27 protein-coding genes and 1 pseudogene are annotated in these 26,907 nt (G+C 71.2%); 10 read left to right on the plus strand and 18 right to left on the minus strand.

What is annotated here, in order from left to right; all coding sequences use genetic code 11:
• Positions 1 to 178: 178 nt before the first annotated feature.
• The 3 genes from AB0M82_RS22565 to AB0M82_RS22575 are packed head-to-tail and all read right to left on the minus strand — an operon-like array spanning position 179 to position 2,577.
• Positions 179 to 832, minus strand: coding sequence for a response regulator transcription factor (locus tag AB0M82_RS22565; RefSeq protein WP_364724935.1), 654 nt, complete (start codon positions 830 to 832; stop codon positions 179 to 181).
• A complete protein-coding gene (locus AB0M82_RS22570; RefSeq protein WP_364724938.1) occupies positions 829 to 2,055 on the minus strand; it encodes a histidine kinase in 1,227 nt (408 codons plus the stop codon). Before AB0M82_RS22570 ends, AB0M82_RS22565 begins: the two co-directional genes overlap by 4 nt.
• Positions 2,056 to 2,112: 57 nt before the next feature.
• The gene (locus tag AB0M82_RS22575) at positions 2,113 to 2,577 is read right to left on the minus strand and encodes an Lrp/AsnC family transcriptional regulator (protein ID WP_285990082.1); all 465 of its coding nucleotides are present in this window, start codon (positions 2,575 to 2,577) and stop codon (positions 2,113 to 2,115) included.
• Between the two features lie 109 nt (positions 2,578 to 2,686).
• Between AB0M82_RS22575 and AB0M82_RS22580 the strand changes: the two genes are divergently transcribed.
• Positions 2,687 to 3,649 (plus strand): DMT family transporter, encoded by a 963-nt coding sequence (locus AB0M82_RS22580; protein ID WP_364724941.1) that lies wholly within the window; start codon positions 2,687 to 2,689, stop codon positions 3,647 to 3,649.
• Here AB0M82_RS22580 and AB0M82_RS22585 read toward each other — a convergent pair.
• Positions 3,600 to 4,136, minus strand: a complete 537-nt coding sequence (locus AB0M82_RS22585) for a snapalysin family zinc-dependent metalloprotease (RefSeq protein ID WP_364724944.1) — start codon at positions 4,134 to 4,136, stop codon at positions 3,600 to 3,602. The genes AB0M82_RS22580 and AB0M82_RS22585 overlap by 50 nt on opposite strands.
• A gap of 183 nt (positions 4,137 to 4,319) precedes the next feature.
• Between AB0M82_RS22585 and AB0M82_RS22590 the strand changes: the two are divergent.
• A pseudogene (locus AB0M82_RS22590) lies at positions 4,320 to 6,265 on the plus strand (AarF/UbiB family protein).
• A 44-nt stretch (positions 6,266 to 6,309) separates the two neighbouring features.
• On the opposite strand, the gene AB0M82_RS22595 reads toward AB0M82_RS22590, so the two are convergent.
• The gene (locus tag AB0M82_RS22595; protein WP_364724947.1) at positions 6,310 to 6,642 is read right to left on the minus strand and encodes a YnfA family protein; all 333 of its coding nucleotides are present in this window, start codon (positions 6,640 to 6,642) and stop codon (positions 6,310 to 6,312) included.
• Between the two features lie 17 nt (positions 6,643 to 6,659).
• On the opposite strand from AB0M82_RS22595, the gene AB0M82_RS22600 reads away from it, so the two are divergent.
• Positions 6,660 to 7,457 (plus strand): DUF4184 family protein, encoded by a 798-nt coding sequence (locus AB0M82_RS22600; protein WP_364724950.1) that lies wholly within the window; start codon positions 6,660 to 6,662, stop codon positions 7,455 to 7,457.
• On the opposite strand, the gene AB0M82_RS22605 is transcribed toward AB0M82_RS22600, so the two are convergent.
• From AB0M82_RS22605 to AB0M82_RS22635, 7 genes are read right to left on the minus strand one after another with little or no spacing between them, the layout of a single operon-like run.
• Positions 7,447 to 7,842: a metal-sulfur cluster assembly factor gene (locus AB0M82_RS22605; protein WP_360267617.1), complete on the minus strand. Its 396-nt coding sequence runs from the start codon at positions 7,840 to 7,842 to the stop codon at positions 7,447 to 7,449. The genes AB0M82_RS22600 and AB0M82_RS22605 overlap by 11 nt on opposite strands.
• Positions 7,839 to 8,288: a Fe-S cluster assembly sulfur transfer protein SufU gene (gene sufU, locus AB0M82_RS22610; protein WP_364724953.1), complete on the minus strand. Its 450-nt coding sequence runs from the start codon at positions 8,286 to 8,288 to the stop codon at positions 7,839 to 7,841. Before sufU ends, AB0M82_RS22605 begins: the two co-directional genes overlap by 4 nt.
• Complete coding sequence (locus AB0M82_RS22615) at positions 8,285 to 9,574, minus strand: cysteine desulfurase (RefSeq protein ID WP_364724956.1); 1,290 nt, start codon at positions 9,572 to 9,574, stop codon at positions 8,285 to 8,287. The genes sufU and AB0M82_RS22615 overlap by 4 nt, the downstream gene beginning before the upstream one ends.
• Positions 9,575 to 9,611: 37 nt before the next feature.
• On the minus strand, positions 9,612 to 10,382 hold the full coding sequence (gene sufC / locus AB0M82_RS22620; protein WP_364724959.1) for a Fe-S cluster assembly ATPase SufC: 771 nt from the start codon (positions 10,380 to 10,382) through the stop codon (positions 9,612 to 9,614).
• A gap of 32 nt (positions 10,383 to 10,414) precedes the next feature.
• On the minus strand, positions 10,415 to 11,587 hold the full coding sequence (gene sufD / locus AB0M82_RS22625) for a Fe-S cluster assembly protein SufD (protein ID WP_364724962.1): 1,173 nt from the start codon (positions 11,585 to 11,587) through the stop codon (positions 10,415 to 10,417).
• 2 nt (positions 11,588 to 11,589) lie between these two features.
• The gene (sufB, locus tag AB0M82_RS22630) at positions 11,590 to 13,038 is read right to left on the minus strand and encodes a Fe-S cluster assembly protein SufB (RefSeq protein ID WP_364724965.1); all 1,449 of its coding nucleotides are present in this window, start codon (positions 13,036 to 13,038) and stop codon (positions 11,590 to 11,592) included.
• On the minus strand, positions 13,035 to 13,856 hold the full coding sequence (locus AB0M82_RS22635) for a metalloregulator ArsR/SmtB family transcription factor (RefSeq protein ID WP_364725261.1): 822 nt from the start codon (positions 13,854 to 13,856) through the stop codon (positions 13,035 to 13,037). Before AB0M82_RS22635 ends, sufB begins: the two co-directional genes overlap by 4 nt.
• A gap of 181 nt (positions 13,857 to 14,037) precedes the next feature.
• Here AB0M82_RS22635 and mptB point away from each other — a divergent pair, with 181 nt between their 5' ends.
• The 6 genes from mptB (at position 14,038) to AB0M82_RS22665 (ending at position 19,740) form a co-directional block, all read left to right on the plus strand.
• Positions 14,038 to 15,669 carry a polyprenol phosphomannose-dependent alpha 1,6 mannosyltransferase MptB gene (mptB, locus tag AB0M82_RS22640; RefSeq protein ID WP_364725264.1) on the plus strand — a complete coding sequence of 544 codons (1,632 nt, stop codon included), beginning with the start codon at positions 14,038 to 14,040 and terminating at the stop codon, positions 15,667 to 15,669.
• Between the two features lie 6 nt (positions 15,670 to 15,675).
• A complete protein-coding gene (locus tag AB0M82_RS22645) occupies positions 15,676 to 16,602 on the plus strand; it encodes an ABC transporter ATP-binding protein (RefSeq protein ID WP_364724968.1) in 927 nt (308 codons plus the stop codon).
• Positions 16,599 to 17,384 carry an ABC transporter permease gene (locus AB0M82_RS22650; protein ID WP_364724971.1) on the plus strand — a complete coding sequence of 262 codons (786 nt, stop codon included), beginning with the start codon at positions 16,599 to 16,601 and terminating at the stop codon, positions 17,382 to 17,384. Before AB0M82_RS22645 ends, AB0M82_RS22650 begins: the two co-directional genes overlap by 4 nt.
• A 146-nt stretch (positions 17,385 to 17,530) precedes the next feature.
• Positions 17,531 to 17,695: a hypothetical protein gene (locus AB0M82_RS22655; protein WP_364724974.1), complete on the plus strand. Its 165-nt coding sequence runs from the start codon at positions 17,531 to 17,533 to the stop codon at positions 17,693 to 17,695.
• A gap of 83 nt (positions 17,696 to 17,778) precedes the next feature.
• Positions 17,779 to 18,744 carry a COX15/CtaA family protein gene (locus AB0M82_RS22660; RefSeq protein WP_364724977.1) on the plus strand — a complete coding sequence of 322 codons (966 nt, stop codon included), beginning with the start codon at positions 17,779 to 17,781 and terminating at the stop codon, positions 18,742 to 18,744.
• Positions 18,745 to 18,807: 63 nt separating this feature from the next.
• Positions 18,808 to 19,740, plus strand: a complete 933-nt coding sequence (locus tag AB0M82_RS22665) for an acyl-CoA desaturase (RefSeq protein ID WP_364724980.1) — start codon at positions 18,808 to 18,810, stop codon at positions 19,738 to 19,740.
• 271 nt (positions 19,741 to 20,011) lie between these two features.
• Here AB0M82_RS22665 and AB0M82_RS22670 read toward each other — a convergent pair whose 3' ends face one another.
• Positions 20,012 to 20,872, minus strand: a complete 861-nt coding sequence (locus tag AB0M82_RS22670; RefSeq protein ID WP_364724983.1) for a hypothetical protein — start codon at positions 20,870 to 20,872, stop codon at positions 20,012 to 20,014.
• Positions 20,869 to 21,177 (minus strand): hypothetical protein, encoded by a 309-nt coding sequence (locus tag AB0M82_RS22675; RefSeq protein ID WP_364724985.1) that lies wholly within the window; start codon positions 21,175 to 21,177, stop codon positions 20,869 to 20,871. The genes AB0M82_RS22670 and AB0M82_RS22675 overlap by 4 nt, the downstream gene beginning before the upstream one ends.
• 91 nt (positions 21,178 to 21,268) lie before the next feature.
• On the opposite strand from AB0M82_RS22675, the gene AB0M82_RS22680 reads away from it, so the two are divergent.
• Positions 21,269 to 22,237, plus strand: a complete 969-nt coding sequence (locus AB0M82_RS22680; RefSeq protein ID WP_364724988.1) for a quinone oxidoreductase — start codon at positions 21,269 to 21,271, stop codon at positions 22,235 to 22,237.
• Between the two features lie 63 nt (positions 22,238 to 22,300).
• Here the strand turns inward: AB0M82_RS22680 and AB0M82_RS22685 are convergent, their stop codons facing one another.
• From AB0M82_RS22685 to AB0M82_RS22700, 4 genes are all read right to left on the minus strand, one after another.
• Entirely contained in the window at positions 22,301 to 22,858 is a 558-nt protein-coding gene (locus AB0M82_RS22685) for an FKBP-type peptidyl-prolyl cis-trans isomerase (protein WP_364724991.1), read from the minus strand.
• Between the two features lie 10 nt (positions 22,859 to 22,868).
• The gene (locus AB0M82_RS22690) at positions 22,869 to 25,136 is read right to left on the minus strand and encodes an ATP-binding domain-containing protein (protein WP_364724994.1); all 2,268 of its coding nucleotides are present in this window, start codon (positions 25,134 to 25,136) and stop codon (positions 22,869 to 22,871) included.
• 56 nt (positions 25,137 to 25,192) lie between these two features.
• On the minus strand, positions 25,193 to 25,588 hold the full coding sequence (locus AB0M82_RS22695) for a hypothetical protein (protein WP_364724997.1): 396 nt from the start codon (positions 25,586 to 25,588) through the stop codon (positions 25,193 to 25,195).
• Positions 25,589 to 25,785: 197 nt separating this feature from the next.
• A complete protein-coding gene (locus tag AB0M82_RS22700) occupies positions 25,786 to 26,766 on the minus strand; it encodes a heme o synthase (protein ID WP_364725000.1) in 981 nt (326 codons plus the stop codon).
• Positions 26,767 to 26,907: the final 141 nt, after the last annotated feature.

Here is a 26,907-nt window from a genome sequence, read left to right on the forward strand (position 1 = left end):
GGGCGCCGTCCGGTCTTCAGACCGCGGCCCCCTGCTGCAACCGGAGGCCGATCACGGTGGCCTCGCGGAGCCGTGAATGTCGCATTGAGGGACTTGAAGTCCCTCAATGCGACATTCACGGACTTACGCCTCGGCGAAGTCGTCGTATGCGGCGGTCATGCGGCCCATGGTGCCCGAATCAGCGCGACGGCGTCACGAAGCCCGTGTCGTACGCGCGGATCACCGCCTGGGTGCGGTCCCGCGCCCCCAGTTTCGCCAGCACGTTGCCCACATGCGTCTTCACCGTCTGGACGCCCACGTAGAGCTCGCCCGCGATCTCCACATTGGACAGTCCGCCGGCCATCAGCCGCAGCACTTCGCGCTCGCGTTCGGTCAGCCCGGCCGTGGCCAGGCCGTCGCCGGCCGGGGCGGGGGCGTGCTGGGCGGCCAGCCGGCGGATCGCCGCCGGGAACAGCAGGGATTCCCCGGCCACGACGGTCCGGATCGCCGCGATGATCTCCTCCGGGCGGGCGCGCTTGAGCAGGAAGCCGCTGGCTCCGGCGACGAGCGCGTCGTAGACGTAGTCGTCGTTCTCGAAGGTGGTCACCACGATGACCTTCGGCGGCTCGTCCACAGTGGACATCAGGTGAGTGGTGGCCCGGATCCCGTCGACCGCGGGCATCCGCACGTCCATCAGCACGACGTCGGGGCGCAGCCGGGCGACCAGCCCGGGCACCTCGGCGCCGTCGGTGGCCTCCCCGACCACCGAAAGGCCGTCCTCGCTGTCCACGATCGCGCGGAGCCCGGCCCGGATCAGCGGCTCGTCGTCCACCAGCAGCACACCCACGCTCATCGCCCGCTCCCCCACGGCACCCGCACCACGACCTCCCACGCCCCGTCCACCGGCCCCGCCGACAGCTCACCGCCCAGCACCGCCACCCGCTCGGCCATCCCCCGCAGGCCACGGCCGCCCCCGGCCCGGCGCGGACTGCTCCCGAGCGGGTTGGCGACCCGCGCGCGGAGCTCGTGCGCCGCGACGCCGACGACCACCGTCACCGGGACCCTACCGGCGTGACGCACCGCGTTGGTCAGGCATTCCTGCAGGATCCGGTACACCTCGCGGGACACCACCGGCGGCACGGCGGCCAGGTCGCCGCCGAGGTCGGCGGTGACGTCGGTGCCGGCGAGCCGGGTCGTTTCGAGCAGCGCCGGCAGCGCGGCGAGCGTCGGCAGCGGTGCCCGGCCGGCCGCCTCCTCCCGCAGCAGCCCGAGGACGTGGTCGAGGTCGTCGAGCGCGGTGCGGGCGGACTCCTCGATGGCGCCCAGCGCCCGTTCGGTGAAGTCCGGGTCGGTGCGCAGCGTCCGCCGGGCGGCGCCCGCCTGGAGCGTGACGACGCTCAGCGCGTGCCCGACCGAGTCGTGCAGCTCCCTGGCCAGCCGGTTGCGTTCGGCGAGCTGCTCGGTCCGCCGTTCGAGCCGGGCGATCCGGTCCGCGGCGGTCGTCCCGAGCAGCGCGGTCGCGGCCCGGCGCAGCAATCCGCCGGTCACGCTGACGGCGTAGACCAGCACCACCAAGCCGAGCAGGAAGACCACGGGCAGCCACACCGACGGCCAGCCCGTCGGCACGGTGACGGCGTCGCCCTCCTCGGTCTGGAAGAGCCGGCCGGTGAACACGGCGCTGATCGACAGCCCGATCGCGACGGGAGCGGCGAGGCTGAAGAAGCTGACGACGAACCCGGCGCCGACGTGCAGCACGAACATCACCGCGGCGCGCCGCCGCCCCTGGCGGGTGTGCGGTTTCGCGGGCGCGTCCGGCACCGGGTCGTCGAGCAGCTCACGGACCGCGGTCGACTCGAGGACGTGGACGGCGGGCAAGAACGCCGTCCCGGCCAGGACGGCCAAGGTGAGCAGCCCGCCGACGAGGGCGGCCCGTTCCAGCGTGGTGACGAACGGCAGCAGCGACGGCACGGCAACCGCGGAGAACAGCAGGTAGGGCACGCTGATGGCGCCGCCGAGGACGAGGTAGACCCAGCGGCGGTAGGTCGCCTTGCTCGTCAGGGGCCGGAGGATGCGCACCGGCCGATCTTCGCAGCCCGGCACGCGGCCGCGCCTCCCTCTTGCGGTGGAACCGCCTCAGCCCTCGCTCTCGGCCGGGGTGACGACGGTGCGGCGGAAGTGGTTGAAGATGACCGACGTCCGGACGTCGACGATCTCCCGGCGCTGGGTCAGCCGGTCGAGGACGAACCCGCTCAGCTGGTCGTTGTCGGCGACGGCGATGTGCAGCAGGAAGTCGTCACTGCCGGACATGACGAAGACGGAAAGCACCTCGGGCAGTCCGGTCACGAAGGCGCGGAAGGATTCGATGACGGCCCGATCGGGCGGCCGCAGCCGCACGGCGACCATCGCCTGCACGGGCCGGCCGATCTTCTTCAGGTCGACGTCGACGGTGTGCCCGCGCACGATCCCGCGCCGGGTCAGGTCCCGCACCCGTTCGAGACAGGTCGACTGCGCGATGTGCAGGCGGCGGGCGAGTTCCTTGTTGGTCTGCTTGGCGTCCTCCTGGAGGAGGGTCAGCAGGGCCGTGTCAAGTTCGTCCATCGGGCCTTGCTCCGCTTCTCAGACTCGTAATATTCGTGATTTTCGAGAGTTCACCGAATCTAGCACGGCATTCGCCGGTTGCGTTCCGGCTGTTCTTTACCGTGGCGCCATGATCACCGATTCACCTCGCCGGAGCCTGTCCGTCGCCGCCGTCCTGGGCGCGGCGCTGATCTGGAGCAGTTCGTTCGCGGTCACCAAGGTGGCGCTGGCGGAGATCCCGCCGATGACGCTGGGCGCGCTGCGGTTCGTGCTGGCGGCGCTGATCCTGGGGGCGGTGGTGCACACCGGCCCGGAGCGCCGGCGCCTGCCATCAGCCCGGGAGCGGCTGTCCATCGGCTTGGCGGGCCTGCTGGGGATCACGGCGTACTTCGCGCTGGAGAACGTGGGCGTCGATCTCGCGTCGGCTTCCGATGCGACGCTGATCGTCGCGTCCTACCCGATTTTGACGCTGGTCTTGTCCGGCCGCACGGCGTTCTCCCCGGTTCGGCTGACGGGCATGCTGGTGGCGGTCGCGGGCGTGTGGCTGGTGGTCCGGGGCGACGGCTCGCACTCGCTGTGGGGCGACGTGTTCCTCATCGCGGGCGGCGTGGCCTGGGCGGCGTACAACATCCTGGCGCGGCGGGACGGATCCGGCGCTTCGCCGATCGTGGTGACGTACTACCAGACGCTGGCCGGGGCGGGCGGGTTCGTGCTGCTGTCACTGTCCGAAGTGGACCGGTGGAGCGTGCCGAGCGGGGCGAACGTGCTGCGGATCGTCTTTCTGGCGGGACTTTGCTCGGTGGCCGGGTTCTTGCTGTACAACCACGGACTCCGGCAGCTGGAGGCGAGTGTCGCGGTGAACCTGCTGAACATCGTCCCGGTGGCGGGACTGGGGTGGGCGGTCGTGCTGGCCGGGGAGAGGCTCACGCCGTCACAGCTCCTCGGTGGCGCCGTGGTCATCGCCGGGGTCACGCTCGGCCTGCACCGGAGGAAGGACGTGGCCTCCGGTGCGGATGCCGCACCGGAGGCCACGACGAGGTGCCTCAGTGGGCAGCTGTGCGCGTCTCCGCCGTGCCGGCCACCAAGCCGTTGACCCACAACGACTGCACCTTCACCGCCTCACCCGCGGACGGCTTGGCGTTCTTGCACGCCGTCCCCGGGCCGTGGCCCGACATCAGCTCGGTGCACGGGCCGCTGTAGTGGTCCGGCAGGCCCAGGTTGTGCCCCAGCTCGTGGGCCGCGATGCGCGTCGGGTCGTAGCCCTCGGCTACCTGGCTCGTGTCCAGGTAGATCTGGCCGCGGCCGTGGCCGTTCGTGCTCGTGTACGAGCCGCCGCTGTGCACCTCGTGGAACACGATCGTCGCGCCCGTGCTCCGCTTGACCAGCTTCACGTCCGTCACCGCCGCGTTCCAGTTGGCCGCGCCCTGGTCGATCTGGCTCAAGTAGTCCGGGGCGCCCGACGAGCTGTAGTACAGCGTCGTGACCGCGGCCGCCGAGGCGGCCGGGGCGGTGGCCAGGGCCAGGCCCAGCGGGGCCGCGATGGCCAGAGCGACCACCCGGCCCATCACGCGTCCGTTCATCGTGTCTCCTTCGTCCGGTTCAGAGAGCACTTCACCGTGGTTCGCGCGATCAGGTTAGAAGGTCACCACCGCGGCGGCCACGGCCGAAAGTCGTTCCCCCGCAGGAGGGAGACTTCTCCCGCCGCCGCGTGAGCCACCGGGCCCGGCCGCCGTGGTCTGCTCGTTCCCGGCGAAAGGGAACCGATGGACATCTTGCTGGGCCTGCTGACCCTCCCCCTGTACGTACTCCTGCTGTGGCCGCTCGTCGCCGCGGCGCGGCGCGTGCTCGGCGTCCGGATCGGCGTCGTGCGCGCCCTGTGCGCCGCCGCCTTCGGGTGGCTCGTCGCCGGCGGCATCGGGCAGGCGTTCCCCGGTTCGCTGCTGCACAACGGCGGCGCGGCGATCGGCCTGCTGATCCCGTTGGCGGGCAGTGCTTTCCTCGCCACACTGATCTTCCTGTTCGTCGCCGAGATGGCGTTCCCCCACGGCATCGGGCTCGGCCGGCTGCGGGGCCGGCTCTCCCGCACCCGCCGGTACGCGCAGATCAGCCGGATCGCGGTCAAGCACGGCCTCGGCCGCTACCTCACCGGCCGGCGCGAACCCGGCCTCGCACCGGGGCGGCACGCCAAGCTCGCGCGGTCCCTGCGCCGCGCGCTGGAGGAGGGCGGCGTGACGTTCGTGAAGCTCGGCCAGTTGCTCTCCACCCGCGCGGACCTGCTGCCTCCGGTGTTCGCCGACGAACTCGGCCTGCTCCAGGACCAGGTCGCGCCCGCCCGCGCCGACGCCGTGTGGGCCCTGCTCGCCGACGAACTCGGCGGCTCCCCCGACGACGTCTTCGCCGAGTTCGACCCCGAACCCCTGGCTGCCGCGTCGGTCGCGCAGGTCTACCGCGCGAAGCTGCGCGGCGGCGAAGACGTCGTGGTCAAGGTCCAGCGGCCGGGCGTGCGGGAGCAGGCCGAACGCGACATCGCCATCGTCCGGCGCGTCGCCGCGGCGCTGGAGGACCGCGCGGACTGGGCGCGTTCGCTCGGCGTCGCCGAACTGGCCGAGGGGTTCGCCGCCGCGCTGGCCGAGGAACTCGACTTCACCATCGAAGCCCGCAACATCACCGCCGTGGCCGCCACGGGTTCTCCGGACGTTGCGCTCCCGAAAGTCCACAAAGGACTCTCGACCGACCGCGTGCTGGTGATGTCGCGCCTGGACGGCAAGCCGCTCGCCGCGGCGAAGGACGCCCTGCCGCCGGCCGAGCGCAAGCGGCTGGCGCGGTCGCTGCTGCGCTGCCTGCTCGACCAGGTGATGATCGGCGGCGTCTTCCACGCCGACCCCCACCCGGGCAACCTCATGCTGCTGGGCGACGGCCGCCTGGGCCTGCTCGACTTCGGCTCGGTCGGCCGCCTCGACGCCGGGCTGCGCGGCGGCCTGCAGAACCTGCTACTCGCCCTGGACCGCGGCGACCCGGCAGGCCTGCGCGACGGGCTCCTCGAGATCGTCGACCGCACCGTCGAGATCGACGAACAGCGCCTCGAACGCGCCCTCGGCGCCCTGGTCGCCCGGCACTTCGGCCCCGGCCGCACGCCGGACCTCGACCTGTTCACCGGGTTGTTCCGGGTGGTCGCGGACTTCCGGCTCAGCGTGCCGCCGCCGGTGGCCGCGGTGTTCCGCGCGCTGGCCACGGTGGAGGGCACCCTGGCCGCGCTGGACCCCGGCTTCGACGTCGTCGCCGAGTCCCGCGCGTTCGCCGTCGAGCAGGTCGGCGCCGGGCTGCGGCCGGGCTCACTGGGCCGCACGGCGGCCGGCGAGCTGATGGCGCTGCTGCCGGTGCTGCGCCGCATCCCCCGCCGCATCGACCGGATCGGCGCGGCGCTGGAGGAGGGCAGGCTGTCGGTGAACGTCCGGCTGTTCTCCGACGAACGCGACCGCGACGTCGTCACCGGCCTGGTCCACGAAGCCTGCTGGCCTTCGTCGGCGCGGCGACCGGGCTGATGGCGGTGTTCCTGCTGACCGGCTCGGGCGGCCCGCACATCGCCGCGGACCTGACGCTGCACCAGGTGTTCGGCTACAACCTGCTGGTGATCAGCGCCCTGGTGGGACTGCGGCTGCTGTTCGTCGTTTTCCGGCGGTCCGGACGAGCGTCACGATCAGCCCGATGAGCCCGGCGAAGAAAGACGACCACGGCCACGATCCACCAACGGTGTTACCCGGTCCGCGGCGCGTACATGATCACCGCGACCCCCGCCAGGCAGAGCAACGCGCCGATCACGTCGTAGCGATCGGGCCGGTAACCGTCCGCGACCATCCCCCAGACCAGCGACCCCGCCACGAACACGCCCCCGTACGCGGCGAGGATGCGGCCGAAGTGGGCGTCCGGCTGGAGGGTCGCGACGAAGCCGTACACCCCCAGCGCCACCACTCCGCCGCCGATCCACCACAGACCACGGCTTTCGCGGATGCCTTGCCAGATCAGCCAGGCACCGCCGATTTCGCACACCGCCGCGGCCAGGAACAGGAGGATCGACCGCAGGACCACCCCGGGATACTAACCCCGTGCCGTTCACGCTGAGTCATCCCGCCGGCGTGCTCCCGCTGGCGAGGCACCCCCTGATGCCGTCGGCACTCGTCGCCGGGTCGGTCGCGCCGGACCTCTTCTGGTTCCTGCCGGCGCCGGAAGGGTTCGGCCTCTCCCGGACCCACGAGTCCGCGGCGGTCCTCTGGCTCGACCCGCTCCTCGCGCTGGCCCTGCTCGCCGTCTTCCACCTGCTGCTGAAGCGTCCGCTCCTGGCGCTCGCGCCGCGTCCCCTGGCCGAACGGCTCCCCCGCCGTCCGTTCAGCTGGAAACGACCGGGCTGGATCGCCCTGTCGCTCGTGCTCGGCGCCGCCACGCACGTCGGCTGGGACGCCTTCACCCACGAAAACGGCGGGCCGGCGTTCCTGCGGATCCCGATCGTCACCGGTGTCGACGTCGGACGGCTGATCCAGCTGATCAGCACCCTCGGCGGGGCCGCTGTGCTCGCCTGGTGGCTGCGGCACTGGTACCGCACCGCGCCGGTCACGCCGGCACCGCCGGGCATCCACCACCGGAAGACCGTCGCGGTGTTCCTGGCGGGCGGCGCGCTGGCGGGCGTGCTGATTTCCGTCCTGCCGTTCCTGGCCCACCACGACCCGATGACCAGGGCGGGCGTCGTCGGCAACGCCACGTACCTGCTGGCCACCGGCGCCTGCAGCGGTTTCGCCGTGGCCCTTGGCTTCTACGCGCTGGGCTGGCACGCGCGGTATAGGGCGTTATACGCAAAGCGGGCCACCCCGGAGGGTGACCCGCTCGACGCGAACGAACTCAGACGGTGAAGCCGAGGGCGCGCAGCTGCTCGCGGCCGTCCTCGGTGATCTTCTCCGGGCCCCACGGCGGCATCCAGACCCAGTTGATCCGGAAGTCCTTGACCAGGCCGCCGGACGTCAGCGCCGCCGACGTCTGGTCCTCGATGACGTCGGTCAGCGGGCAGGCCGCCGAGGTGAGCGTCATGTCGATCGTCGCCGTGTTGTCCGGCTCGACGCGGATGTCGTAGACCAGTCCGAGGTCGACGACGTTGATGCCGAGTTCCGGGTCGACGACGTCGCGCATCGCCTCCTCGACGTCCTCGAGCTTGGCGAGTTCGAGGTCCTGCGTCGCGGTGGTCTCGGCGTCGAGGTCGGCGGCGGTGCGTCCCTCACGAGTGGCGGTTTCTTCGGTCATGCTTTCTCAGCTCCACTGGTGGTCCGGGCGACGGCGTCTTTGAAAGCCATCCAGCCGAGGAGGGCGCACTTCACGCGGGCCGGGTACTTGGCGACGCCCGCGAAGGCGATCCCGTCCTCCAGCACGTCCTCGTCCGGCTCGACCTTTCCCTTGCCCTGCATCAGTTCCACGAAGGCGTCCATGGTGGTGAACGCCTCTTCAAGCGTGCGGCCGACGACGAGATCCGTCAAGACCGACGTCGAGGCCTGGCTGATCGAGCAGCCCTGGCCGTCGTAGGAGACGTCGGCGACCTTCCCGTCGTCGAGCTTGACCCGCAGCGTCACCTCGTCGCCGCAGGTCGGGTTGACCTGGAACGACTCGGCGTCGAACGGGTCGCGCAGGCCACGCCCGTGCGGGTTCTTGTAGTGGTCCAGGATGATCTCCTGGTACATGCTTTCGAGGTTCACTGGGCCACCCCGAAGAACTTCTGGGCCTCGCGAACACCCGCCACCAAAGCGTCCACTTCGGACAGCGTGTTGTACAGGTAGAACGACGCCCGCACGGTCGCCTGGGCGCCGCACGCCCGGTGCAGCGGCCACGCGCAGTGGTGGCCGACGCGGACGGCGATGCCGAGGCTGTCGAGCACCTGGCCGGCGTCGTGCGGGTGCACGCCGTCGATCACGAACGACACAGTCGCGCCGCGGTCCTTCAGATCGGTCGGCCCGATGATCCGGACGCCGGGGATGGCGGAGATGCCCTCGATGGCCGCCGCGGCGAGCTCGTGCTCGTGCGCCGCGATCCGGTCCATGCCGATGGCCGAGAGGTAGTCGACGGCCGCGCCGAGGCCGATGGCCTGCGACGTCATCGGGACCCCGGCCTCGAACCGCTGCGGCGGCGGCGCGAAGGTCGAGCCCTCCATGCGGACCATCTCGATCATCGACCCGCCGGTGAGGAACGGCGGCATCGCTTCGAGCAGCTCGGTGCGGCCGTAAAGAACGCCGATGCCGGACGGGCCGAGCATCTTGTGCCCGGAGAACACCGCGAAGTCGACACCCAGCGCGTGGAAGTCGACCGCGAAGTGCGGAACCGACTGACACGCGTCGAGCACAGTCAGCGCGCCGACGGCCTTGGCCTTCTCGACGAGCAGCGAAACCGGGTTGACCGTGCCGAGCACGTTGGACTGGTGCGCGAACGCGACGACCTTGGTCTTCGGCGTGATCAGCTCGTCCACATCGGACAGCTCGAGCCTGCCGTCCGCGGTGACCTTGAACCACTTCAGCGTCGCCCCGGTGCGCTGGCACAGCTGCTGCCACGGCACGAGGTTCGCGTGGTGCTCCATCTCGGTGACGACGATCTCGTCGCCCGGGCCGACCACGAAACGCGAGGCTTCGGCGCCGGCCGTCGCGGCGTTGCTCATCGAGTACGCGACGAGGTTGATGCCCTCGGTCGCGTTCTTGGTGAACACCAGCTCCTCGGGGGCGGCGCCGACGAACTCCGCGACCTTCGCACGCGCGGACTCGTAGGCGTCGGTGGCCTCTTCGGACAGCTGGTGCGCGCCGCGGTGCACGGCGGAGTTCGACGTGAAGACGTAGTCGCGTTCGGCGTCGAACACCTGCGCCGGGCGTTGCGAGGTCGCCCCGGAGTCCAGGTACACCAAGGGTTTCCCGTCGCGGACGGTGCGCGACAGGATGGGGAAGTCGGCCCTCAGTGCCGCCACGTCGAGTGGCACAGAACCGGCCGAGGTGGTGGTCATCGGGCCGACTCCTCTCTTCTCGGTGTGATCGAACGTGTCAGAGCGCGGCCGGCTCGGGCTTGCCGACGTACTTGACGTAGCCGTTCTCCTCCAGCTCGTCGGCGAGCTCCTTGCCGCCCGACTCGACGATCTTGCCGCCGGCGAAGACGTGCACGAAGTCCGGCGCGATGTGCCGCAGGATCCGCGTGTAGTGCGTGATCAGCATGACGCCGACCTCGCTGTTCGCCTTGTACTGGTTGACGCCCTCGGACACGACGCGCAGCGCGTCGACGTCGAGGCCCGAGTCGGTCTCGTCGAGGATGGCGAACTTCGGCTTGAGCAGCGCCAGCTGCAGGATCTCGTGGCGCTTCTTCTCGCCGCCGGAGAAGCCCTCGTTGACCGAGCGCTCGGCGAACTCCTGCGAGATCTCGAGCTTGCCCATCTCCTCCTTGACCTCCTTGACCCAGTGGCGCAGCTTGGGAGCCTCGCCACGGACCGCGGTGGCCGCGGTGCGGAGGAAGTTGGACATCGACACGCCGGGCACCTCGACCGGGTACTGCATCGCGAGGAACAGGCCCGCCCGGGCGCGCTCGTCGACGCTCATCTCGAGGACGTTCTCGCCGTCGAGGAGCACCTCGCCGGAGGTCACTTCGTACTTGGGGTGACCGGCGATCGCGTAGGACAGGGTCGACTTGCCGGAGCCGTTGGGGCCCATGATGGCGTGGGTCTCGCCCGACTTGATCGTCAGGTTCACGCCCTTGAGGATCTCCTTGGCGCCTTCGTCGGTGTTGACCGAGGCGTGCAGGTCCTTGATTTCCAGGGTAGCCATTCTTCGTTTCCTAAAGTCTGCGGTGGACGGCGTCAGGCGCCAACGGCTTCGAGCTCGGCCTCGATCGCGGCTTCGAGGCGCTCGCGCACCTCGGGGACGTCGATCTTCACCAGGATCTCGTGGAAGAACCCGCGCACGACCAGACGCCGAGCGGCTTCTTCGGCGATCCCGCGCGACTGGAGGTAGAACAACTGCTCGTCGTCGAACCTTCCCGTCGCGCTCGCGTGGCCGGCGCCTTCGATCTCGCCGGTCTCGATCTCGAGGTTCGGCACGGAGTCCGCGCGCGCACCTGGTGTGAGCACCAGGTTGCGGTTGAACTCGTAGGTGTCGGTGGCCTCGGCCGCGGCCCGGATCAGCACGTCGCCGATCCACACCGTGTGCGCGCCTTCGCCCTGCAGCGCGCCCTTGTAGCCCACGCGCGACTTGCAGTTCGGCACCGCGTGGTCGACGAAGAGGCGGTGCTCCTGGTGCTGGCCGCCGTCGGCGAAGTAGACGCCGAGCATGTCGACGTCGCCGCCCTTGTCGGTGAAGGTCGCCGTCGGCGAGACGCGGACCAGGTCACCGCCCAGGGTGATCACGGTGTGCCGCAGCGCGGCGTCGCGGCCCAGCTTCAGGTGCTGTTCGGAGACGTGCACCGCGTCGTCGGCCCAGTCCTGGACGCTGACCACGGTGACCTTGGCGCCGTCGCCGATGACGAACTCGACGTTGTCGGCGTAGGTGCCGGAGCCGACGTGGTCGAGCACGACCACGGCTTCGGCGAACGCCTCGGCGCGGACCTGCAGGTGCCCGTAGGCGACCTGGCCCTCGCCCGGGCCGTGGATCCGCAGCACGGACGGCTTCGACGCCTTCGTCTCCTTGGGCACCGTCACGACGGTGGCCTTGGTGAACGAGGAGTAGGCCTGGGCGGCGATCCGGTCGCTCGGGACACCGGCCTGGCCCAGCCGCGAGTCGTCGCGGCCGACGGTCTCGATGGTCAGCTCGGGCGCGGCGTCGGCTTCCAGCGTGATCTCGCCGGTGGCGGGCGCGCTGCCGTCGTGCAGGCCGCGCAGCCGCTTCATCGGCGTGAAGCGCCAGTTCTCCTCACGGCCGCCCGGGACCTCGAAGGCCTCGACGTCGTAGGAGGTGAAGCGCTCCGCGCGGGAGGCCGCCGGAATGACAGCCCCCTCGCGAAGAGCCTCGGAAACGTTGTTCTCGGTAACCGACATGACTAGCCGACGGACCCTTCCATCTGGAGCTCGATCAGGCGGTTCAGCTCGAGCGCGTACTCCATCGGCAGCTCACGGGCGATGGGCTCGACGAACCCGCGCACGATCATCGCCATCGCCTCGGCCTCGTCGAGGCCGCGCGACATCAGGTAGAACAGCTGCTCTTCGCTGACCTTGGAGACCGTGGCCTCGTGTCCCATGGACACCTCGTCGTTGCGGATGTCCACGTACGGGTACGTGTCCGACCGCGAGATGGTGTCCACCAGCAGCGCGTCGCAGACCACGCTGGAGCGCGAGTGGTGCGCCCGCTTCGCCACGCGGACCAGGCCGCGGTACGAGGTGCGGCCGCCGCCGCGCGCCACCGACTTCGACACGATGGTCGAGGACGTGTGCGGCGCGAGGTGCTCCATCTTGGCGCCCGCGTCCTGGTGCTGCCCCTCGCCCGCGAACGCGACCGACAGGACCTCACCCTTGGCGTGCTCGCCCATCAGGAAGACCGACGGGTACTTCATCGTCACCTTGGAACCGATGTTGCCGTCGATCCATTCCATGGTCGCGCCTTCTTCGCACTTGGCCCGCTTGGTGACCAGGTTGTAGACGTTGTTCGACCAGTTCTGGATGGTCGTGTAACGGCAGCGGGCGCCCTTCTTGACGATGATCTCCACGACCGCCGAGTGCAGCGAGTCGGACTGGTAGATCGGCGCCGTGCAGCCCTCGACGTAGTGCACGTAGGCGTCTTCGTCGACGATGATCAGGGTGCGCTCGAACTGGCCCATGTTCTCGGTGTTGATCCGGAAGTAGGCCTGCAGCGGGATGTCCACCTTGACGCCCTTGGGCACGTAGATGAACGAGCCGCCGGACCACACCGCCGTGTTCAGCGCGGAGAACTTGTTGTCGCCGGCCGGGATGACCGAGCCGAAGTACTCTTCGAACAGTTCCGGGTGCGTCTTGAGCGCGGTGTCGGTGTCCAGGAAGAGGACGCCCTGCTTCTCGAGGTCCTCGCGGATCGAGTGGTAGACGACCTCGGACTCGTACTGCGCGGCGACACCGGCGACGAGGCGCTGCTTCTCCGCCTCGGGGATGCCGAGCCTGTCGTAGGTGTTCTTGATGTCCTCGGGAAGGTCTTCCCAGCTCGCAGCCTGCTTCTCGCTGGAGCGGACGAAGTACTTGATGTTGTCGAAGTCGATCCCGGAGAGGTCGGCCCCCCAGTTGGGCATGGGCTTCTTCTCGAAGAGCTTGAGCGCCTTCAGTCGCGCTTCGCGCATCCACTCCGGCTCGGACTTCTTCGAAGAGATGTCGGTGACGACGTCCTCGTTCAGCCCGCGGCGGGCGGTCGAGCCCGCCTCGTCGGAGTCCGCCCAGCCGAACGCGTACTTGCCAAGGGACTCGATGGTCTCTTCCTGGCTCAGTGGCGTGGTGGTGGGAGTGCGCTGCTCGGCAGCGGCAGTCATGCGGGTTTCCCTCCATTCGGGATCCGTGCTGTGCGCCCGGAGGGCGGCGTCTGGGCCGCCCTCGAAGGCTCGGTGCTTCCCGGCTCGGGGTGGGCCGGGCGACCCGTCGGAACGGGTACGTGGGTGGTGCACGCGGAGTCACCGCGTGCGATGGTCGCCAGCCGCTGGACGTGGGTGCCCAGCAGCCGGGCGAACGCCTCCGTCTCGGCCTCGCACAGCTGCGGGAACTCCGCGGCCACGTGGGCGACCGGACAGTGGTGCTGGCAGAGCTGCGCGCCGGCGTGCTGTCCGGGTCCGGTGCCCGATTTGTCGGACACCGGCAGGCCGACCTGGCGGGTCGACGCAGCGTAGCCCTCCCTGGTCAGCGCGGTCGCGAGGGCCTCGGCGCGGATCACCGGGTCACTGGACGCGGTGATCGCCGGGCGGTGCGGCCCGACCAGCTTCTCGATGCGGCGCTCGGCGAAGGCGCGCACGGCGTCTTCACCGGCGTGCTCGGCGAGGAAGCGGATGGCGGACACGGCCAGGTCGTCGTAGGCGTGCCCGAACCGGGCGCGGCCGGCCTCGGTCAGCAGGAACAGCTTCGCCGGGCGGCCCCGCCCGCGCGGGCCGCGGCGCGGCGCGTCCCGGGTCTCGGCTTCGCCGTCGGCGAGAAGCGCGTCGAGGTGCCGTCGGATGGCGGTCGGGCTGATCCCGAGCTGGTCGGCGACCACGACGGCGGTCATGGGACCCTGTTCCAGCAGCAGGCGGGCGACCTCGTGCCGGGTCTTCCCCTCGGCGCTGACCTGCGAAGGAACGTGCGGAAGCGTGGCACGCGGCATGTCGCCGCCCGCCGGGTCACCTGCCTCCGTCTTTTTCACAACACAAGTGTGTCTTATTTCCCGGCGGTCGGCAAAGGTGGGGTCTCCGGCAGTGACCCGACTCACTCCGGGACGGCACCGATACCCTGCACGCGTGGCAGTGGGCGAACTGGGCGAACATCCTGGGCAGCAGGAGCAGCAAGTGGCACAGCTCGCCACCGAGCGTGCCCACCCGGTGACGCTCTCACCCGTCCGCCCCCGCGAACCGCTCCCCCTCGAGGCCGGCGAGCTGCGCGGGCTGAACGTCGTCCGCCGCTTCGGCACCGTCGGGTCGCTCTTCCTCGCCCTCGGTTCGCTCGGCGCCGGCGCCGCCCCGGTGATCAACCCGGTGCAGGAGATCCCGGTGCTGCGGCTGTTCACCCGGATCCCCACCGTGTCGCTGGCCATCGCCATCTCCGGCATGGGCATCCTGGTGCTGAGCTGGCTGATGCTCGGCAAGTTCGCTCTGCCCGACCGCGACCGGCTCGCCTCCCGGGGCCAGCTGGCGCGCACCATCGCGCTGTGGGTGCTGCCGCTGCTGGTCATCCCGCCGCTGTTCTCCCGCGACGTCTACAGCTACCTCGCCCAGAGCGAGATCGTGCACCGCGGGATGGACCCGTACACCCTCGGCCCGGCGCAGGCACTCGGCGTCGCCGACAAGTTCACCGCGGGCGTGTCGAACATGTGGCGCGAGACGCCGGCGCCGTACGGGCCGGTGGTGCTGCGCCTCGGCGGCTGGCTCGCGCCGCTGGCGGGCAACAGCATCGCCGTCGGCGTCCTGCTGCAGCGGCTGCTCGCGCTCGCCGGCGTGGTCCTGATCGTCTGGGCGCTCCCCCGGCTGGCACGCCGCTTCGGTGTCCAGCCCGCGACCGCGCTGTGGCTCGGCGCGCTGAACCCGCTGCTGATCTTCCACTTCGTCGCCGGCGCCCACAACGACGCGCTCGCCGTCGGCCTGATGCTCGCCGGGCTGGAGGTCGGCATCCGGCGCCTGCCGATCCGGGTGAAGGGCGACACGCCACCGCCGCTCGGGCGCGGGGAACTGCTGTACATCGCGCTCGGGGTCGCGATCATCACCCTCGGCGTCGCGGTGAAGCTGCCCGCGGTGTTCGCGCTGCCGTTCTTCGCCGTGATGGTGGCGCGCCGCCGGCGCGGCAGGCTCAAGGACCTGTTCACGGCCGGTGCGCCGATGGCGCTGTGGTTCGGCGTCGTCCTGGTCGTCGTCTGCTTCGGCACCGGGCTCGGCTTCGGCTGGTTCGGCGCGACGTTCAACACCCCCGGCCTGGTCCGCTCCTGGATCTCCCCCACCGCCGAGCTGGCCAACCTCTCCGGCGTCCTCGGCATCGCGCTCGGGCTGGGCAACCACACCAACGCGCTGGTGCCGATCCTCGGCGCGCTCGGCTACCTCGTCGCCGTCGCGATCACCTTCAAGTTCCTGTGGGACAGCTTCAAGTGGCGCTACCGGCCGATCATCGGGCTCGGCGTCGCACTGGGCGCGGTGATGATCCTGCAGATCAACCTGCAGCCCTGGTACGTGCTGTGGGCGGTGATCCCCCTCGCGGCCGCGGCCGGGACGTCGCGGTTCCGGGTGGCCGCGACGGTGCTCAGCGCGGCCCTGCCGTTCCTGCTCCCGCCGACCGGAAGCACCTTCGACGGCCGTCCGTACGTGCTGCCGTTCGCCTACGTCGCGGCGATCGTCGTGTGCGGCGCGGGGATGCTGATCGTCCGGCGCCTCGCACCCGTGTTGCTGTCCAGGCCGTCCCCGCGGGTGCCCGCGCAGGCTGACGCCGTATCGTGACCCGACGTGAGTGTCCCTGCCGTCGAGATCAGCGGGCTGGTCAAAAGCTACGGCTCCACCCGCGCGGTCGACGGTCTCGACCTGCGGATGGAGCGCGGCGACCTGCTCGCCCTGCTCGGCCCGAACGGGGCCGGCAAGACCACCACCGTCGAGGTCTGCGAAGGCTTCCTGCGGCCTGACGGCGGCACGGTGCGGGTGCTCGGCCTCGACCCGGTGCGGGAGTCGGCCGCGCTGCGCCCCCGCGTCGGGATCATGCCCCAGGGCGGCGGCGCCTACCCGGGCGTCCGGGCCGACGAGATGCTGCGGCTGGTGGCCTCGTGCGCGGCCTCGCCGCTGGATCCCGCGTGGCTGCTGGACGTGCTGGGGCTGGCCGCGGTGCGGCGGACGCCGTTCAAACGCCTCTCCGGCGGGCAGCAGCAGCGGCTTTCCCTGGCGTGCGCCCTGATCGGGCGGCCCGAGCTGGTGTTCCTCGACGAGCCGACGGCGGGCATGGACCCGCAAGCCCGGCGCCTGGTCTGGGACCTGCTGGGCGCGTTGCGCCGCGACGGCGTTTCGGTGCTGCTGACCACGCACCTGATGGAGGAGGCCGAAGCGCTGGCCGACACCGTGGTGATCGTGGACCACGGCAAGGTCGTCGTCTCCGGCACGCCCCACACGCTCACGGTGGACGAGAGCGGCAACGCGGGCCTGCGGTTCAAGGCCCGCACCCGGCTCGACACCGCGCTACTGACCGCGGCGCTGCCGGAGGGCTACGCCGTGCGCGAGTCGGCGCCGGGAACGTACGTGGTGCTGGGCGTGGTCGACCCCCAGGTCGTGTCGACGGTCACGGCGTGGTGCGCGCAGCAGGGCGTGCTGCCGGAAGAGCTGCAGGTCGGCAAGCGGACGCTCGAAGAGGTCTTCCTGGAGCTGACCGGACGGGAGCTGCGGGCATGAGTGTCTTCGAGCCGGGGACGTTCGCCCCGGCGCCCGGGCGCGGGTCGCTGGGCCGCATGCTGCGGACGCACGCGCGGGTCGAGGCGAGCCTGACCCTGCGCCACGGCGAGCAGGTGCTGCTGACCCTGCTCATCCCGCTGGCCCTGCTGATCGGCCTGTCGTCGCTGGACATCCTGCCGGCCACGCAGCTGGGCTCGGCGTCCAAAGTGGACTGGATCACGCCGCGGATCCTCGCGCTGGCGGTGATGTCGTCGGCGTTCACCGGCCAGGCGATCGCCCTGGGCTTCGACCGGCGTTACGGCGTCCTGAAGCGCCTCTCGGCGACGGCGCTGCCGCGGTGGCTGCTGGTGGCCGGGCGGGTGGCGGCCGCCTTGGTCGTCGTCGTGTTGCAGTCGGTGATCCTCGGCGTGGTGGCGGCGTTCCTCGGCTGGTCGCCTTCCGGCTCCGGGCTGGCCTCGGCGGTGCTGCTGCTGGTGGTCGGCACCCTGGCGTTCGGCGCGTTGGGCGTGCTGCTGGGCGGCGCGCTGCGCGCGGAAGCCGTGCTGGCGCTGGCGAACATCGTCTGGTTCGTGCTGCTGCTCGCGGGCGGGATCCTGCTGGCGCCGTCGGCACTGCCGCCGGGGCTGGCGCACGTCGTGGAGCTGCTGCCCTCGGGGGCGCTGGCCGAGGGGATGCGGGCAGCACTGGTGGACGGCGTGTTCGCTCCCGGGCCTCTTGCGGTGCTCGCGGTTTGGGCGGTTGTCGCGGCCGCACTGGCTTCGCGCACGACGAAACTCACCTGAGCTTCTGTAAGGGTTGTGTAAGCGTCCTGTATGGACGGGTAAAACTGACCTCACGACCCCGTGGCGCTCCTGAGAAGGTCATCAGGTCCGGTTCCGAACCCCGAGGGGCAGCCACAATGGTGTCGAAAACGCGTGTCGCTCTGTTCATGGTGGCCATGCTCGCCGTGGCGGGCGGGCTGATCGCCCTGCTCGTGTCGCTCGGCGCGGCGGCCTTCTGGGTCAAGACCGTCCCCGTCGCCGCGATGCTGTTCTGCAGCGTTTTCGCGCAGTCGATGGGGCTGTTCCAGAAGAAGGCCAAGAAAACCGAGTGACCTAGGTCCCTTGCGGCCGCGCCGCCGTGCTGGGCGCCGGGACCTGCCGAAAGCCGGATCCCGGCGCGCTCTACCATCGGTGGGTGCCGTTCACCAGCCTCGTCGCCCGTCTGCCGTACCCCTCCGCCGCCGTGCAGCGGGCCGTCGGGATCGCCGCGGTTCTCGCGCAGGCGCTGATCGGCGTCACCGGCTCCATCGTGCGCGTGACCGGGTCCGGGCTCGGCTGCCCGACCTGGCCGCAGTGCGTCGCCGGCAGCCTCGTGCCGGTGGACCACCCCGGCATCCACGCGCTCAACCAGTGGATCGAGTTCGGCAACCGGATGCTCACCGGCGTCGTCATCGCCGTCGCCGCGGTCGCCGTCATCACGGCGTGGCGCGTGTGGATCGACCACCCGGGCCGCAAGCGCCTGGTGAAGCTGGCCTGGACGATGCCCGGCGGTGTCGTGCTGCAGGCCGTCGTCGGCGGGATCACCGTGCTCGCCAAGCTGGAGTGGTGGACCGTCGCGATCCACTTCCTCGCCACCACACCGCTCGTCTGGCTCGCCGTCCTGCTGCTGCGCGCGTTCCGCGAAGGCGACGAGCCCGCCCGGCCGCTGGTCCCCGCGGCCGGGCGCACGCTGCTGGTCGCGCTCGCCGTCGTCATGTGGCTCGTGCTCGCGGCCGGCACCACGGTGACCGGCGCCGGCCCGCACAGCGGCGACATCAACACGCACCGCCTCGCCGTCCCGGTCGAGGCGCTCGCCCAGGTCCACGGCGGGCTCCTCGTGCTGTACCTGCTGCTGCTCGCGGTGTTCGGCCTCCAGCTGCTGCGCGCCGGCGCGCCGAAGAGCCTGTGGCAGCGCTACACCTGGGTCTGGGTGGTCGCGGTGGCGCAGGGCGGCCTCGGCTCGCTGCAGTACGCGCTGGGCGTGCCCGAGGCGATGGTCTCCTTCCACGTCCTCGGCGCGATGGCGGTCATCGTCGCGACGGCGTCACTGTGGACAGGCAGCCGCGACCGCGGCCCGGTCGTCTCGCTGGCGCCCGCGCCCCGGGAACTCACCGCCGCCTGACGGCAACGCGGGCTTAATCCCGCGTCGGCGTACGTGTCCCGGCCGTGGGTTACTGTTCGCGCCATGACGTCGCGCACCGCGCCCAAACCGCTGATCTCCCACCGCCGCGGCACCGGGGAGATGATCGTGCTCAAGACCTTCCTGCTGGTGCCGTTCGTGGCACTGCTCGTCGCGGTCCCGCTGGTGTGGGGCTGGGGCATGAGCTGGATCGACCTCATCCTCGCGGCGGCGTTCTACGCGTTCGCGACCCTGGGCGTGACGGTCGGGTTCCACCGCTACTTCACCCACGGCGCGTTCAAGGCGAACCGGCCACTGCGGATCGTGCTGGCCGTCGCGGGCAGCATGGCGGTGCAGGGCTCGGTGATCTTCTGGGTGGCCAGCCACCGCCGCCACCACGCCTTCGCCGACCGCGAAGGCGACCCGCACTCCCCGTGGCTGTTCGGCACGTCGCCGTCGGCGCTCCTGCGCGGTTTCTGGCACGCGCACATGGGCTGGATGTTCGGCCGCGAGGTGACCAACGCGGACCGCTTCGCCCCGGACCTGGTGGCGGACGCCGACCTGCGCCTGGTGAGCCGGCACTTCTGGCTGTGGATCACGTTGAGCCTGGCCCTGCCGGCGGTCCTGGGCGGCCTGCTCAGCTGGTCGTGGTGGGGCGTGGTGACGGCGTTCTTCTGGGCGGGACTGGTCCGGATCGCGTTCCTGCACCACGTGACGTGGTCGGTGAACTCGGTGTGCCACCTGATCGGCGAGCGCCCGTTCGCGAGCCGCGACAAGGCGGCGAACTTCTGGCCGCTGGCGATCCTGTCGATGGGCGAGTCGTGGCACAACTCGCACCACGCGGACCCGACGTGCGCGCGGCACGGGGTGCTGCGGGGGCAGGTTGATATATCGGCGCGGGTGATCTGGGCGTTCGAGAAGCTGGGCTGGGCCACGGATGTGCGGTGGCCGAGGGCGGACCGGCTGGCCGCGAAGCGAGTGGCAGCCACGAATCAGTAGCGCGTTCCCGCGCCTGCGCGCATTACTTCCCTTTCGCTCGCTTCGGATCTCGAGGAGGCGGCGGTCGCCGGCCGGCGGCCGCCGCAGTCGTTCGTGTTCGGTCTGCTCCGCATACCACCGGCAGGTAGTGCGAGTCGAAGACCACCTGCACGGTCAGCCCGGCGACCGGCCGGCCTCAGCGAGGGTTCCCGGCGCGATGCCGTGGTGATCCACAACCGCGATCGGAGCGGTCGTAGCGCTCGCCCTGGTGGCCGTGCGAGCGTTCCGGTGACTACGCCAGCTGCTGCCGCACCGCCGAGGCGAACCGCATCGCCGCCGCCGGGTCCGTCTGGCCGAAGCCCAGTGACGGCTCCGTCAGCTCCAGCTCCAGCAGCAACGGCTTGCCGTCGGCACCGCGGACCAGGTCGACCCGGGCGTAGAGCAGCTCGGCCCGCAGGACCCCCAGCAGCGCCGACGCCGCGTCCAGGACGTCCTCCGCCAGCGCGACCGCGTCGGCGGGCGGCTCGGCCTTGGCCAGCGTTTCGGAAAGGTACAGCCCGGAAGCGTCCATTGTGGACCCGAGCATCGCGCCCTTCGCGAAGGCGTGGGAGTAGATGCCGCCCAGGTAGACCAGGGCCAGCTCGCCCTCGCTGTCCACACTGGACTGGTACGGCTGGATCAGCGCCGGGTGGCCGTCGGCGTGCAGGGCGGCCACGTGCGCGGAAGCGTCGGCGCCCGCGGCGAACCGGGCCGCTCCGCGCGAGCCGGCCCCCACCGCGGGCTTCACCACGAATTCGGCCGATGGGCAACGGGCCGCGTCACCCGGCGAGACGAGCGTAGTCGGCACCACGGCCAGACCCGCGTCCAGCAGCTCCGCCAGGTAGGACTTGTCCGTGTTCCAGCGGACCACCGCCGCCGGGTTGTACAACGCGGGCACCGACTCGCACCAGTCGAGGAACTCCGCACGGCGCTCCGCGTAGTCCCACGTCGCGCGCAGGATCACGGCGTCGGCGGCCGTGAAGTCGGCACCGGAGTCCCAGGCCGCCCACGACACCGAGAAACCCAGCTCGGCCAGCGCGGGCACCACGGCGTCGTCGTCACCGTCGCCTTCGGGGAGCTCCGCGCAGCTGACGAGGATCGCCGTGCGGTTCACCGGCCCGCCATCTTGCGCCGGTGCTCCGCGCCGATCTTCGTGGCCTGCACGGTCTCGGCGTCCCACGAAGCGGCTTCGAGGTCTTCGACGGCCTCGACCAGCGCCTCGCCGGTCGCGACGGCCGGCACGAGGACGTCGCCCATGGCGCCGTCCGCTCCGACCAGCACGACCCGGGCACCCGCCCGGCCGATGTTCTCGACCACCGCGCGTGACGGCTTGCCGTGCGCCTTCACGAACTTGCGCGCCGCACCGAGCTGCGCGCTCGACGGCGGAACGAACTTCTCTTCGGAATCCGGATCAGCCACATCCCGAACGATATCCAAGATGCCGCCGGAACGCGGAACAGCGTGGCCTCGGCCATAGTTGCACCGGGGAGAACCGACCCGAGGAGGACGCATGCCCACCGCAGTGCAGGTGACGAAGACCGGCGGCCCGGAAGTGCTCGAAGCGGCCGAAGTGGACGTCCGCGCCCCAGAGGCCGGCGAACTGCTGGTCGACGTCGCCGCGGCCGGCGTCAACTACATCGACACCTACCAGCGGCAGGGCATCTACCCGATGGAGCTGCCGGTCGTGCTCGGCCTCGAGGGCGCGGGCACGGTCGTGGAGGCGGGTGCCGGCACCGACTTCGAGCCCGGCGACCGCGTGGCCTGGCAGGGCTCGATCGGCAGCTACGCGGCCCGCAAGGTCCTCCCCGCGTCGCTGGCGGTGAAGGTGCCCGAAGGCGTCTCCCTCGAGACCGCCGCCGCGACCATGCTGCAGGGCATGACCGCGCACTACCTGGTCGCGTCGACCTTCGAGGTCAAGCCGGGCCACGACGTGCTCGTGCACGCGGCCGCGGGCGGCGTCGGCCTGCTCCTGGTGCAGCTGGCGAAGGCCCGCGGCGCCCGCGTGATCGGCACGGTGTCGACCGAGGAGAAGGCGAAGCTCGCCCGCGAAGCCGGCGCCGACGACGTGATCCGCTACGACCGCGAGGACTTCGCCAAAATCACCCGCGACCTGACCGGCGGCGAGGGCGTCGACGTCGTCTACGACGGCGTGGGCAAGGACACCGTCGACGGCAGCCTCGCCAGCCTCAAGATCCGCGGCCTGCTCGCGCTGTTCGGCGCCTCGAGCGGCCCGGTGCCGCCGATCGACCCGCAGCGCCTCAACTCCGGCGGCTCGCTCTACCTCACCCGCCCGACGTCGGTCCACTACACGCGCACGCGTGAGGAGATCGACTGGCGGTCGAAGGAACTGTTCGACGCCATCCAGGCGGGCAAGCTGAACGTCCGCATCGGCGGCAAGTACCCGCTCGCCGACGCGCGCAAGGCCCACGAGGACCTGCAGGGCCGCCGCACCACCGGCAAGCTCCTGCTCATCCCCTGAACGCCGTGAATGTCGCATTGAGGGACTTGAAGTCCCTCAATGCGACATTCACGGACTTGGGGCTCAGCCGGCCGGGACCGAGACGGCGTCGGTGACGAACACCAGCGTCTCGTTGGGCTCGATGCCCCGGCCGCCCTGGCCGTAGGCGAGGTCCGGCGGGATGATCAGCAGGCGGCGGCCGCCCTGCTTGATGCCGGCCAGGCCCTGGTCCCAGCCCGGGATGACCTCACCGGCGCCGAGGTTCAGTTCGAAGGGCTTGCTGTCGAAGGAGCTGTCCAGGACCTGCTTGTTCGACCACGTCACCAGGTGGTAGTTCATCTGCAGCTTCTGGCCGGCCTTCGCGCCGTTGCCGGTGCCCTCGGACAGGTCCTTCGTGATCAGCTTCTTCGGCGGGTCGCAGTCGTCCGGGATGGTGATCGTCGGCTTTTCGCCGAACTTCCCCGTCGTCTTGATGTCGTCGGCGGCGCACTCGCGCCCCTTGCTCTGGGGCGCCGGCGCCGCGCTGGACGGCGGGACCGGCGGCCCCGCCGGGGCGGCGGCCTGGGTCTTGGCGCCCTGACCGCACGCGGCCAGCGACAGCGTCGCCGCGGCGACGACCACGATCTTCCCGATGTTCTGCATGCCGGGCACCCTAGCCAAGCACGGAGAGTGCCGGCACATCGTCACCGGCGGCGACGGTGGAGACCACGCCGAGCCGCCGGGTCGCGCGCGTCAGGGCCACGTACAGGTCGTTGAGCCCCCGTGGCGAGCCCGCGACGACCTCGTCCGGCGCGACCAGCACCACCGAGTCGAACTCCAGGCCCTTCGCGCGGTCGACGGTCATGACGCTCAGCCGCTCGTCGTGGCCCGAAAGCCACGCCGACACCTCGCCGAGGCGGCCGGGAGGCACCAGCACCGCCACCGTGCCACCGTCCACAGCGGACAGTTCGGCCGCCACCAGCGCGGGCAGCTCCGCCGCGAGGTCGGCCGGGCGCGCCGACCACGGCGGGACACCGGTCTCCCGCACCGAAGACGGCGCCGACAGCGCCGGGTCGACCTCGGCGAGCACACGGGCGGCGACGGCCATGATCTCGGCGGGCGTGCGGTAGTTCACGGTCAGCTGCTCCAGCCGCCACCGGTCCTCGACGTACGGCGAAAGCACCGCGCCCCACGACCGCGCCCCACCCGCGGCACCGGTCTGCGCGACGTCCCCGACGAGCGTCATGGACCGGTTCGGCGAGCGGCGCATCAGCAGCCGCCAGTCCATCGCCGACAGCTCCTGCGCCTCGTCGACGATCACGTGCCCGAACGTCCAGGTCCGGTCCTGCGCGGCCCGCTGGGCGGCGGTCAGCTCGCTGCGCGCCTGCTGACGTTCGGCGAACAGCTCGGCGTCGAGGACGTCGGAGACCCGCAGCAGTTCCTCGTCGATGATCTCCTCGTCCTGCTCGAGGATGTCGAGCACGCCCTCGGCGTACGCCCGGTTCTCGCGCTCACGGCGTTTGCGCTCGACGCGGGCCTCGGTGTCGTCGACGCCGATCAGCTCGGCCAGCTCGTCGAGCAGTGGCACGTCGGCCGGCGTCCACGTCGTCTCGCGGCCGCTCTCCAGCAGCGCGCGGTCTTCGGCGGACAACAGCCTTCCGGCCGCGCTCGAGAGCCGTTCGCGGTCGGCGAACAGGTCGTCGAGCACGCCTTCGGGCGTGAGCACCGGCCACAGCTCGTCGAGGGCGGCGGCGACGTTCTCGTCGGCGGCCAGCTCGGCCCGGATGTCCTGCCGGTCCTGGCCGTCGAGGAGATCGTCCCCCAGCTTCCGCGCGGCCTGGCGGGTCAGCGCGTCGAGGACGTCGGAGACGAACAGGCGCCGCGCCGGGTTGTGCGGGCGCCGCGACCGGCGGGCGCGGGTCCGGGCGTCGGCGCACGTCTTGCGGTCGAGCTTGAGGACGTCGTGCTCGTACTCGATCTCCATCACCGGCTCCGGCACGCGCTGGCGGTCGCGGACCGCGTTGGCGAGCACCTCGGCCATCACCGGCCGGCCCTTGACCTCGGTGGTCTCCCGCGGCTCGGTGCCCACGGCGTCCAGGCCCGGGTACAGCTGGCCGACAGTGGCGAGCAGCACACCGGTCTCACCGAGCGACGGCAGCACCTGGCCGATGTAGCGCAGGAACGTGCTGTTCGGCCCGACGACGAGCACGCCGCGGGTGGTGAGCTGCTGACGGTGCGTATAGAGCAGGTAGGCCGCGCGGTGCAACGCGACGGCGGTCTTGCCGGTGCCCGGCCCGCCCTGCACGACCATGACCCCGCCCAGCGGCGCGCGGATGATGCGGTCCTGCTCGGCCTGGATGGTCGCGACGATGTCGCTCATCTCACCCGTGCGCCGCTGTTCGAGGGCGGCCAGCAGCGCGGCCTCGCCGGCCAGCCCGAGGTCCTGGCCCTGGTCGGCGGCGGTGAGGTCGAGGATCTCGTCGTCGAAGCCGGTGACCTTGCGGCTCAGCGACCGCAGGTGCCGACGGCGGCGCACCCCTTCCGGTGACGCGGCGGTGGCGAGGTAGAACGGCCGCGCGACCGGCGCGCGCCAGTCGACCAGCAGCGGCCGGTAGTCGTCGTCCTCGTCGAACAGCCCGAGCCGGCCGATGTAGGTGGTCTCCTCGGCGCTCTCGGGGACGAAGTCGAGCCGTCCGAAGGCCAGGCCCTGCTCGACGGAGCCGAGCTGGGCGAGCCGGTCGGTGTAGAGGGTGGTCGCGACGTCGCGCTCGGTGCGGGCCTGCGGGGTGCCGCCGGTCTGGCGCAGGGTCTCGTCGAGGCGCCGCTGGGCCGCGACGCGCTCGGCGTCGAGCTTCGCGTAGAGGGTGGTGACGTACGCCTGCTCGCGGGCGAGCTCGGCGCTGTGGTCGGTGGGGTCGTCCGAAGGGCCGGACAAGAGCATCCTGCTTTCGCCTCAAGGAAAAGGGCCGAACCAGTCTAACGGCGGCCGGGACCCGATCATTCCGGACCGAGCGCGCAGTACGGGTACACCTCGGCGGACGGGACGGCGGCGGAAACCTCCCGCTCCCCCGGTGCGCACGACACGCTCGCCGGGGGCAGCTGGTCGCCGCCGGTGATCCGGCCGGCCCCGTCGCGGACGAGCACCGCGGCTCCGCGGCTGGTCAGCGCCCGGCAGTTCGCCGAGTGGTAGCGGACGCCGCCCGGCACCACGGTGGCCGTCACGGGCGTGAAGCCGCCCAGCGCCTCGGGCGCGAGCCAGACGACCGGACCGGGCACCGGCCGGTCGAGCGCGACGCCGATCCGCTGCCCCGGGGTGAGCACCGGCACTTCGACGGTCCGGGCACCGGACGTCACCGGGATCCGGTAGGCGGCCAGGGTGCTGGTGTTCTCCAAGACCGCCGCGCCCGGGCCCTGTTCGGCGACCCGGACGGCGCCGCCGTCGGGCGCCGCGCCCGGCAGGGCCGTGATCCGGGACGGGATGGCGCAGCCGCCGGTGAGCAGGCTCTCGTCCAGGGCCGGGAGTTTCCCGCGGCCGAGGAGGACCAGGAGACCCAGGACGACGACCGCGGCTACCGCGGTCCCGATCCGTCTCAGAACGGCAGGCCGAGGGTGGGCAGGCCGATCGCCGAATCGACGGCCAGTGCGACGAACACGATCATCAGGTACGTGTTGGACCGGTGGAACAGCGCCATCGGCTTCGTCTCTTCGCCGCGCCGCACCGCGGCCTGCAGGCTGTGCGCGTAGAAGAGGAACCAGCCGCCGGCCAGGATCGCGAACGTGCCGTACAGCCACGAAGTCACCGGGAGCAGCAGCAGCGTCCACGCCACCATCACCCACGAGTAGATGACGATCTGGCGCGCGACGTGCTGGGCCGTGGCGACCACCGGCAGCATCGGGACGCCCGCGCGCTCGTAGTCGTCGCGGTACTTCATGCCCAGCGCCCACGTGTGCGGCGGGGTCCAGAAGAAGATCACGCCGAACATGACGAACGCCGGCCACTGCACGGTGCCGGTGACCGCCGCCCAGCCGATCACCACCGGCATGCAGCCCGCCGCGCCGCCCCAGACGACGTTCTGTGACGTGCGCCGCTTCAGGCCGAGCGTGTAGACGAAGATGTAGAAGAGGATCGTCGCGACCGCGAGGATCGCGGAGAGCAGGTTCACCGTGAGATAGAGCACCACGGCCGACGCGACGCCCATCACCAGCCCGAAGACCAGCGCGCCGCGGCGGGGCACCGAATCCTTCACCAGCGGACGCCGCTTCGTGCGGTTCATCACCTTGTCGATGTCCGCGTCGATCACACAGTTGAGCGCGTTCGCGCTGCCCGCGGCCATCGTCCCGCCGACGAGCGTGGCCAGCACCAGCCACGGCGAGGGGATCTCACGGCCGGCGAGGAACATCGCCGGGATGGTGGTGACCAGGAGAAGCTCGATCACCCGCGGCTTCGCGAGCGCGGCGTAGGCGCCGACGGTCCTGCGGAAGCTTCGCCGGTCACCGTGCGGTCGCTCACCGGTCGGGTGCACGGCGCTGGTGTCGTCACTGCGACCGTGCGCAGCGTTCACCAACGACATTTCACTCCCTGCGTCAGGTTCGGGGCGGGACCAGTCCGGGTAGGCGGATGGTGCCGATGAACCAGCCCTACTGAACCCTCGAACGATGTTAGACGTGGTGATTCCCGTGGGTGATCGCGGGTCCTCGACGGGGCCAAGCAC

It is taken from the genome of Amycolatopsis sp. NPDC051128, assembly GCF_040682715.1.
Classification (GTDB): Bacteria; Actinomycetota; Actinomycetes; order Mycobacteriales; family Pseudonocardiaceae; genus Amycolatopsis.

Excerpts from the sequence above, each read along its gene's own strand:
- AB0M82_RS22565 (WP_364724935.1), bottom strand. The coding sequence starts at position 832 with ATGAGCGTGGGTGTGCTGCTGGTGGACGACGAGCCGCTGATCCGGGCC.
- AB0M82_RS22575 (WP_285990082.1), bottom strand. The coding sequence starts at position 2,577 with ATGGACGAACTTGACACGGCCCTGCTGACCCTCCTCCAGGAGGACGCC.
- AB0M82_RS22580 (WP_364724941.1), top strand. The coding sequence starts at position 2,687 with ATGATCACCGATTCACCTCGCCGGAGCCTGTCCGTCGCCGCCGTCCTG.
- AB0M82_RS22585 (WP_364724944.1), bottom strand. The coding sequence starts at position 4,136 with ATGAACGGACGCGTGATGGGCCGGGTGGTCGCTCTGGCCATCGCGGCC.
- AB0M82_RS22605 (WP_360267617.1), bottom strand. The coding sequence starts at position 7,842 with ATGACCGAAGAAACCGCCACTCGTGAGGGACGCACCGCCGCCGACCTC.
- AB0M82_RS22615 (WP_364724956.1), bottom strand. The coding sequence starts at position 9,574 with ATGACCACCACCTCGGCCGGTTCTGTGCCACTCGACGTGGCGGCACTG.
- sufC (WP_364724959.1), bottom strand. The coding sequence starts at position 10,382 with ATGGCTACCCTGGAAATCAAGGACCTGCACGCCTCGGTCAACACCGAC.
- sufD (WP_364724962.1), bottom strand. The coding sequence starts at position 11,587 with ATGTCGGTTACCGAGAACAACGTTTCCGAGGCTCTTCGCGAGGGGGCT.
- sufB (WP_364724965.1), bottom strand. The coding sequence starts at position 13,038 with ATGACTGCCGCTGCCGAGCAGCGCACTCCCACCACCACGCCACTGAGC.
- AB0M82_RS22635 (WP_364725261.1), bottom strand. The coding sequence starts at position 13,856 with ATGCCGCGTGCCACGCTTCCGCACGTTCCTTCGCAGGTCAGCGCCGAG.
- AB0M82_RS22650 (WP_364724971.1), top strand. The coding sequence starts at position 16,599 with ATGAGTGTCTTCGAGCCGGGGACGTTCGCCCCGGCGCCCGGGCGCGGG.
- AB0M82_RS22655 (WP_364724974.1), top strand. The coding sequence starts at position 17,531 with ATGGTGGCCATGCTCGCCGTGGCGGGCGGGCTGATCGCCCTGCTCGTG.
- AB0M82_RS22665 (WP_364724980.1), top strand. The coding sequence starts at position 18,808 with ATGACGTCGCGCACCGCGCCCAAACCGCTGATCTCCCACCGCCGCGGC.
- AB0M82_RS22680 (WP_364724988.1), top strand. The coding sequence starts at position 21,269 with ATGCCCACCGCAGTGCAGGTGACGAAGACCGGCGGCCCGGAAGTGCTC.
- AB0M82_RS22685 (WP_364724991.1), bottom strand. The coding sequence starts at position 22,858 with ATGCAGAACATCGGGAAGATCGTGGTCGTCGCCGCGGCGACGCTGTCG.
- AB0M82_RS22690 (WP_364724994.1), bottom strand. The coding sequence starts at position 25,136 with ATGCTCTTGTCCGGCCCTTCGGACGACCCCACCGACCACAGCGCCGAG.
- AB0M82_RS22700 (WP_364725000.1), bottom strand. The coding sequence starts at position 26,766 with ATGTCGTTGGTGAACGCTGCGCACGGTCGCAGTGACGACACCAGCGCC.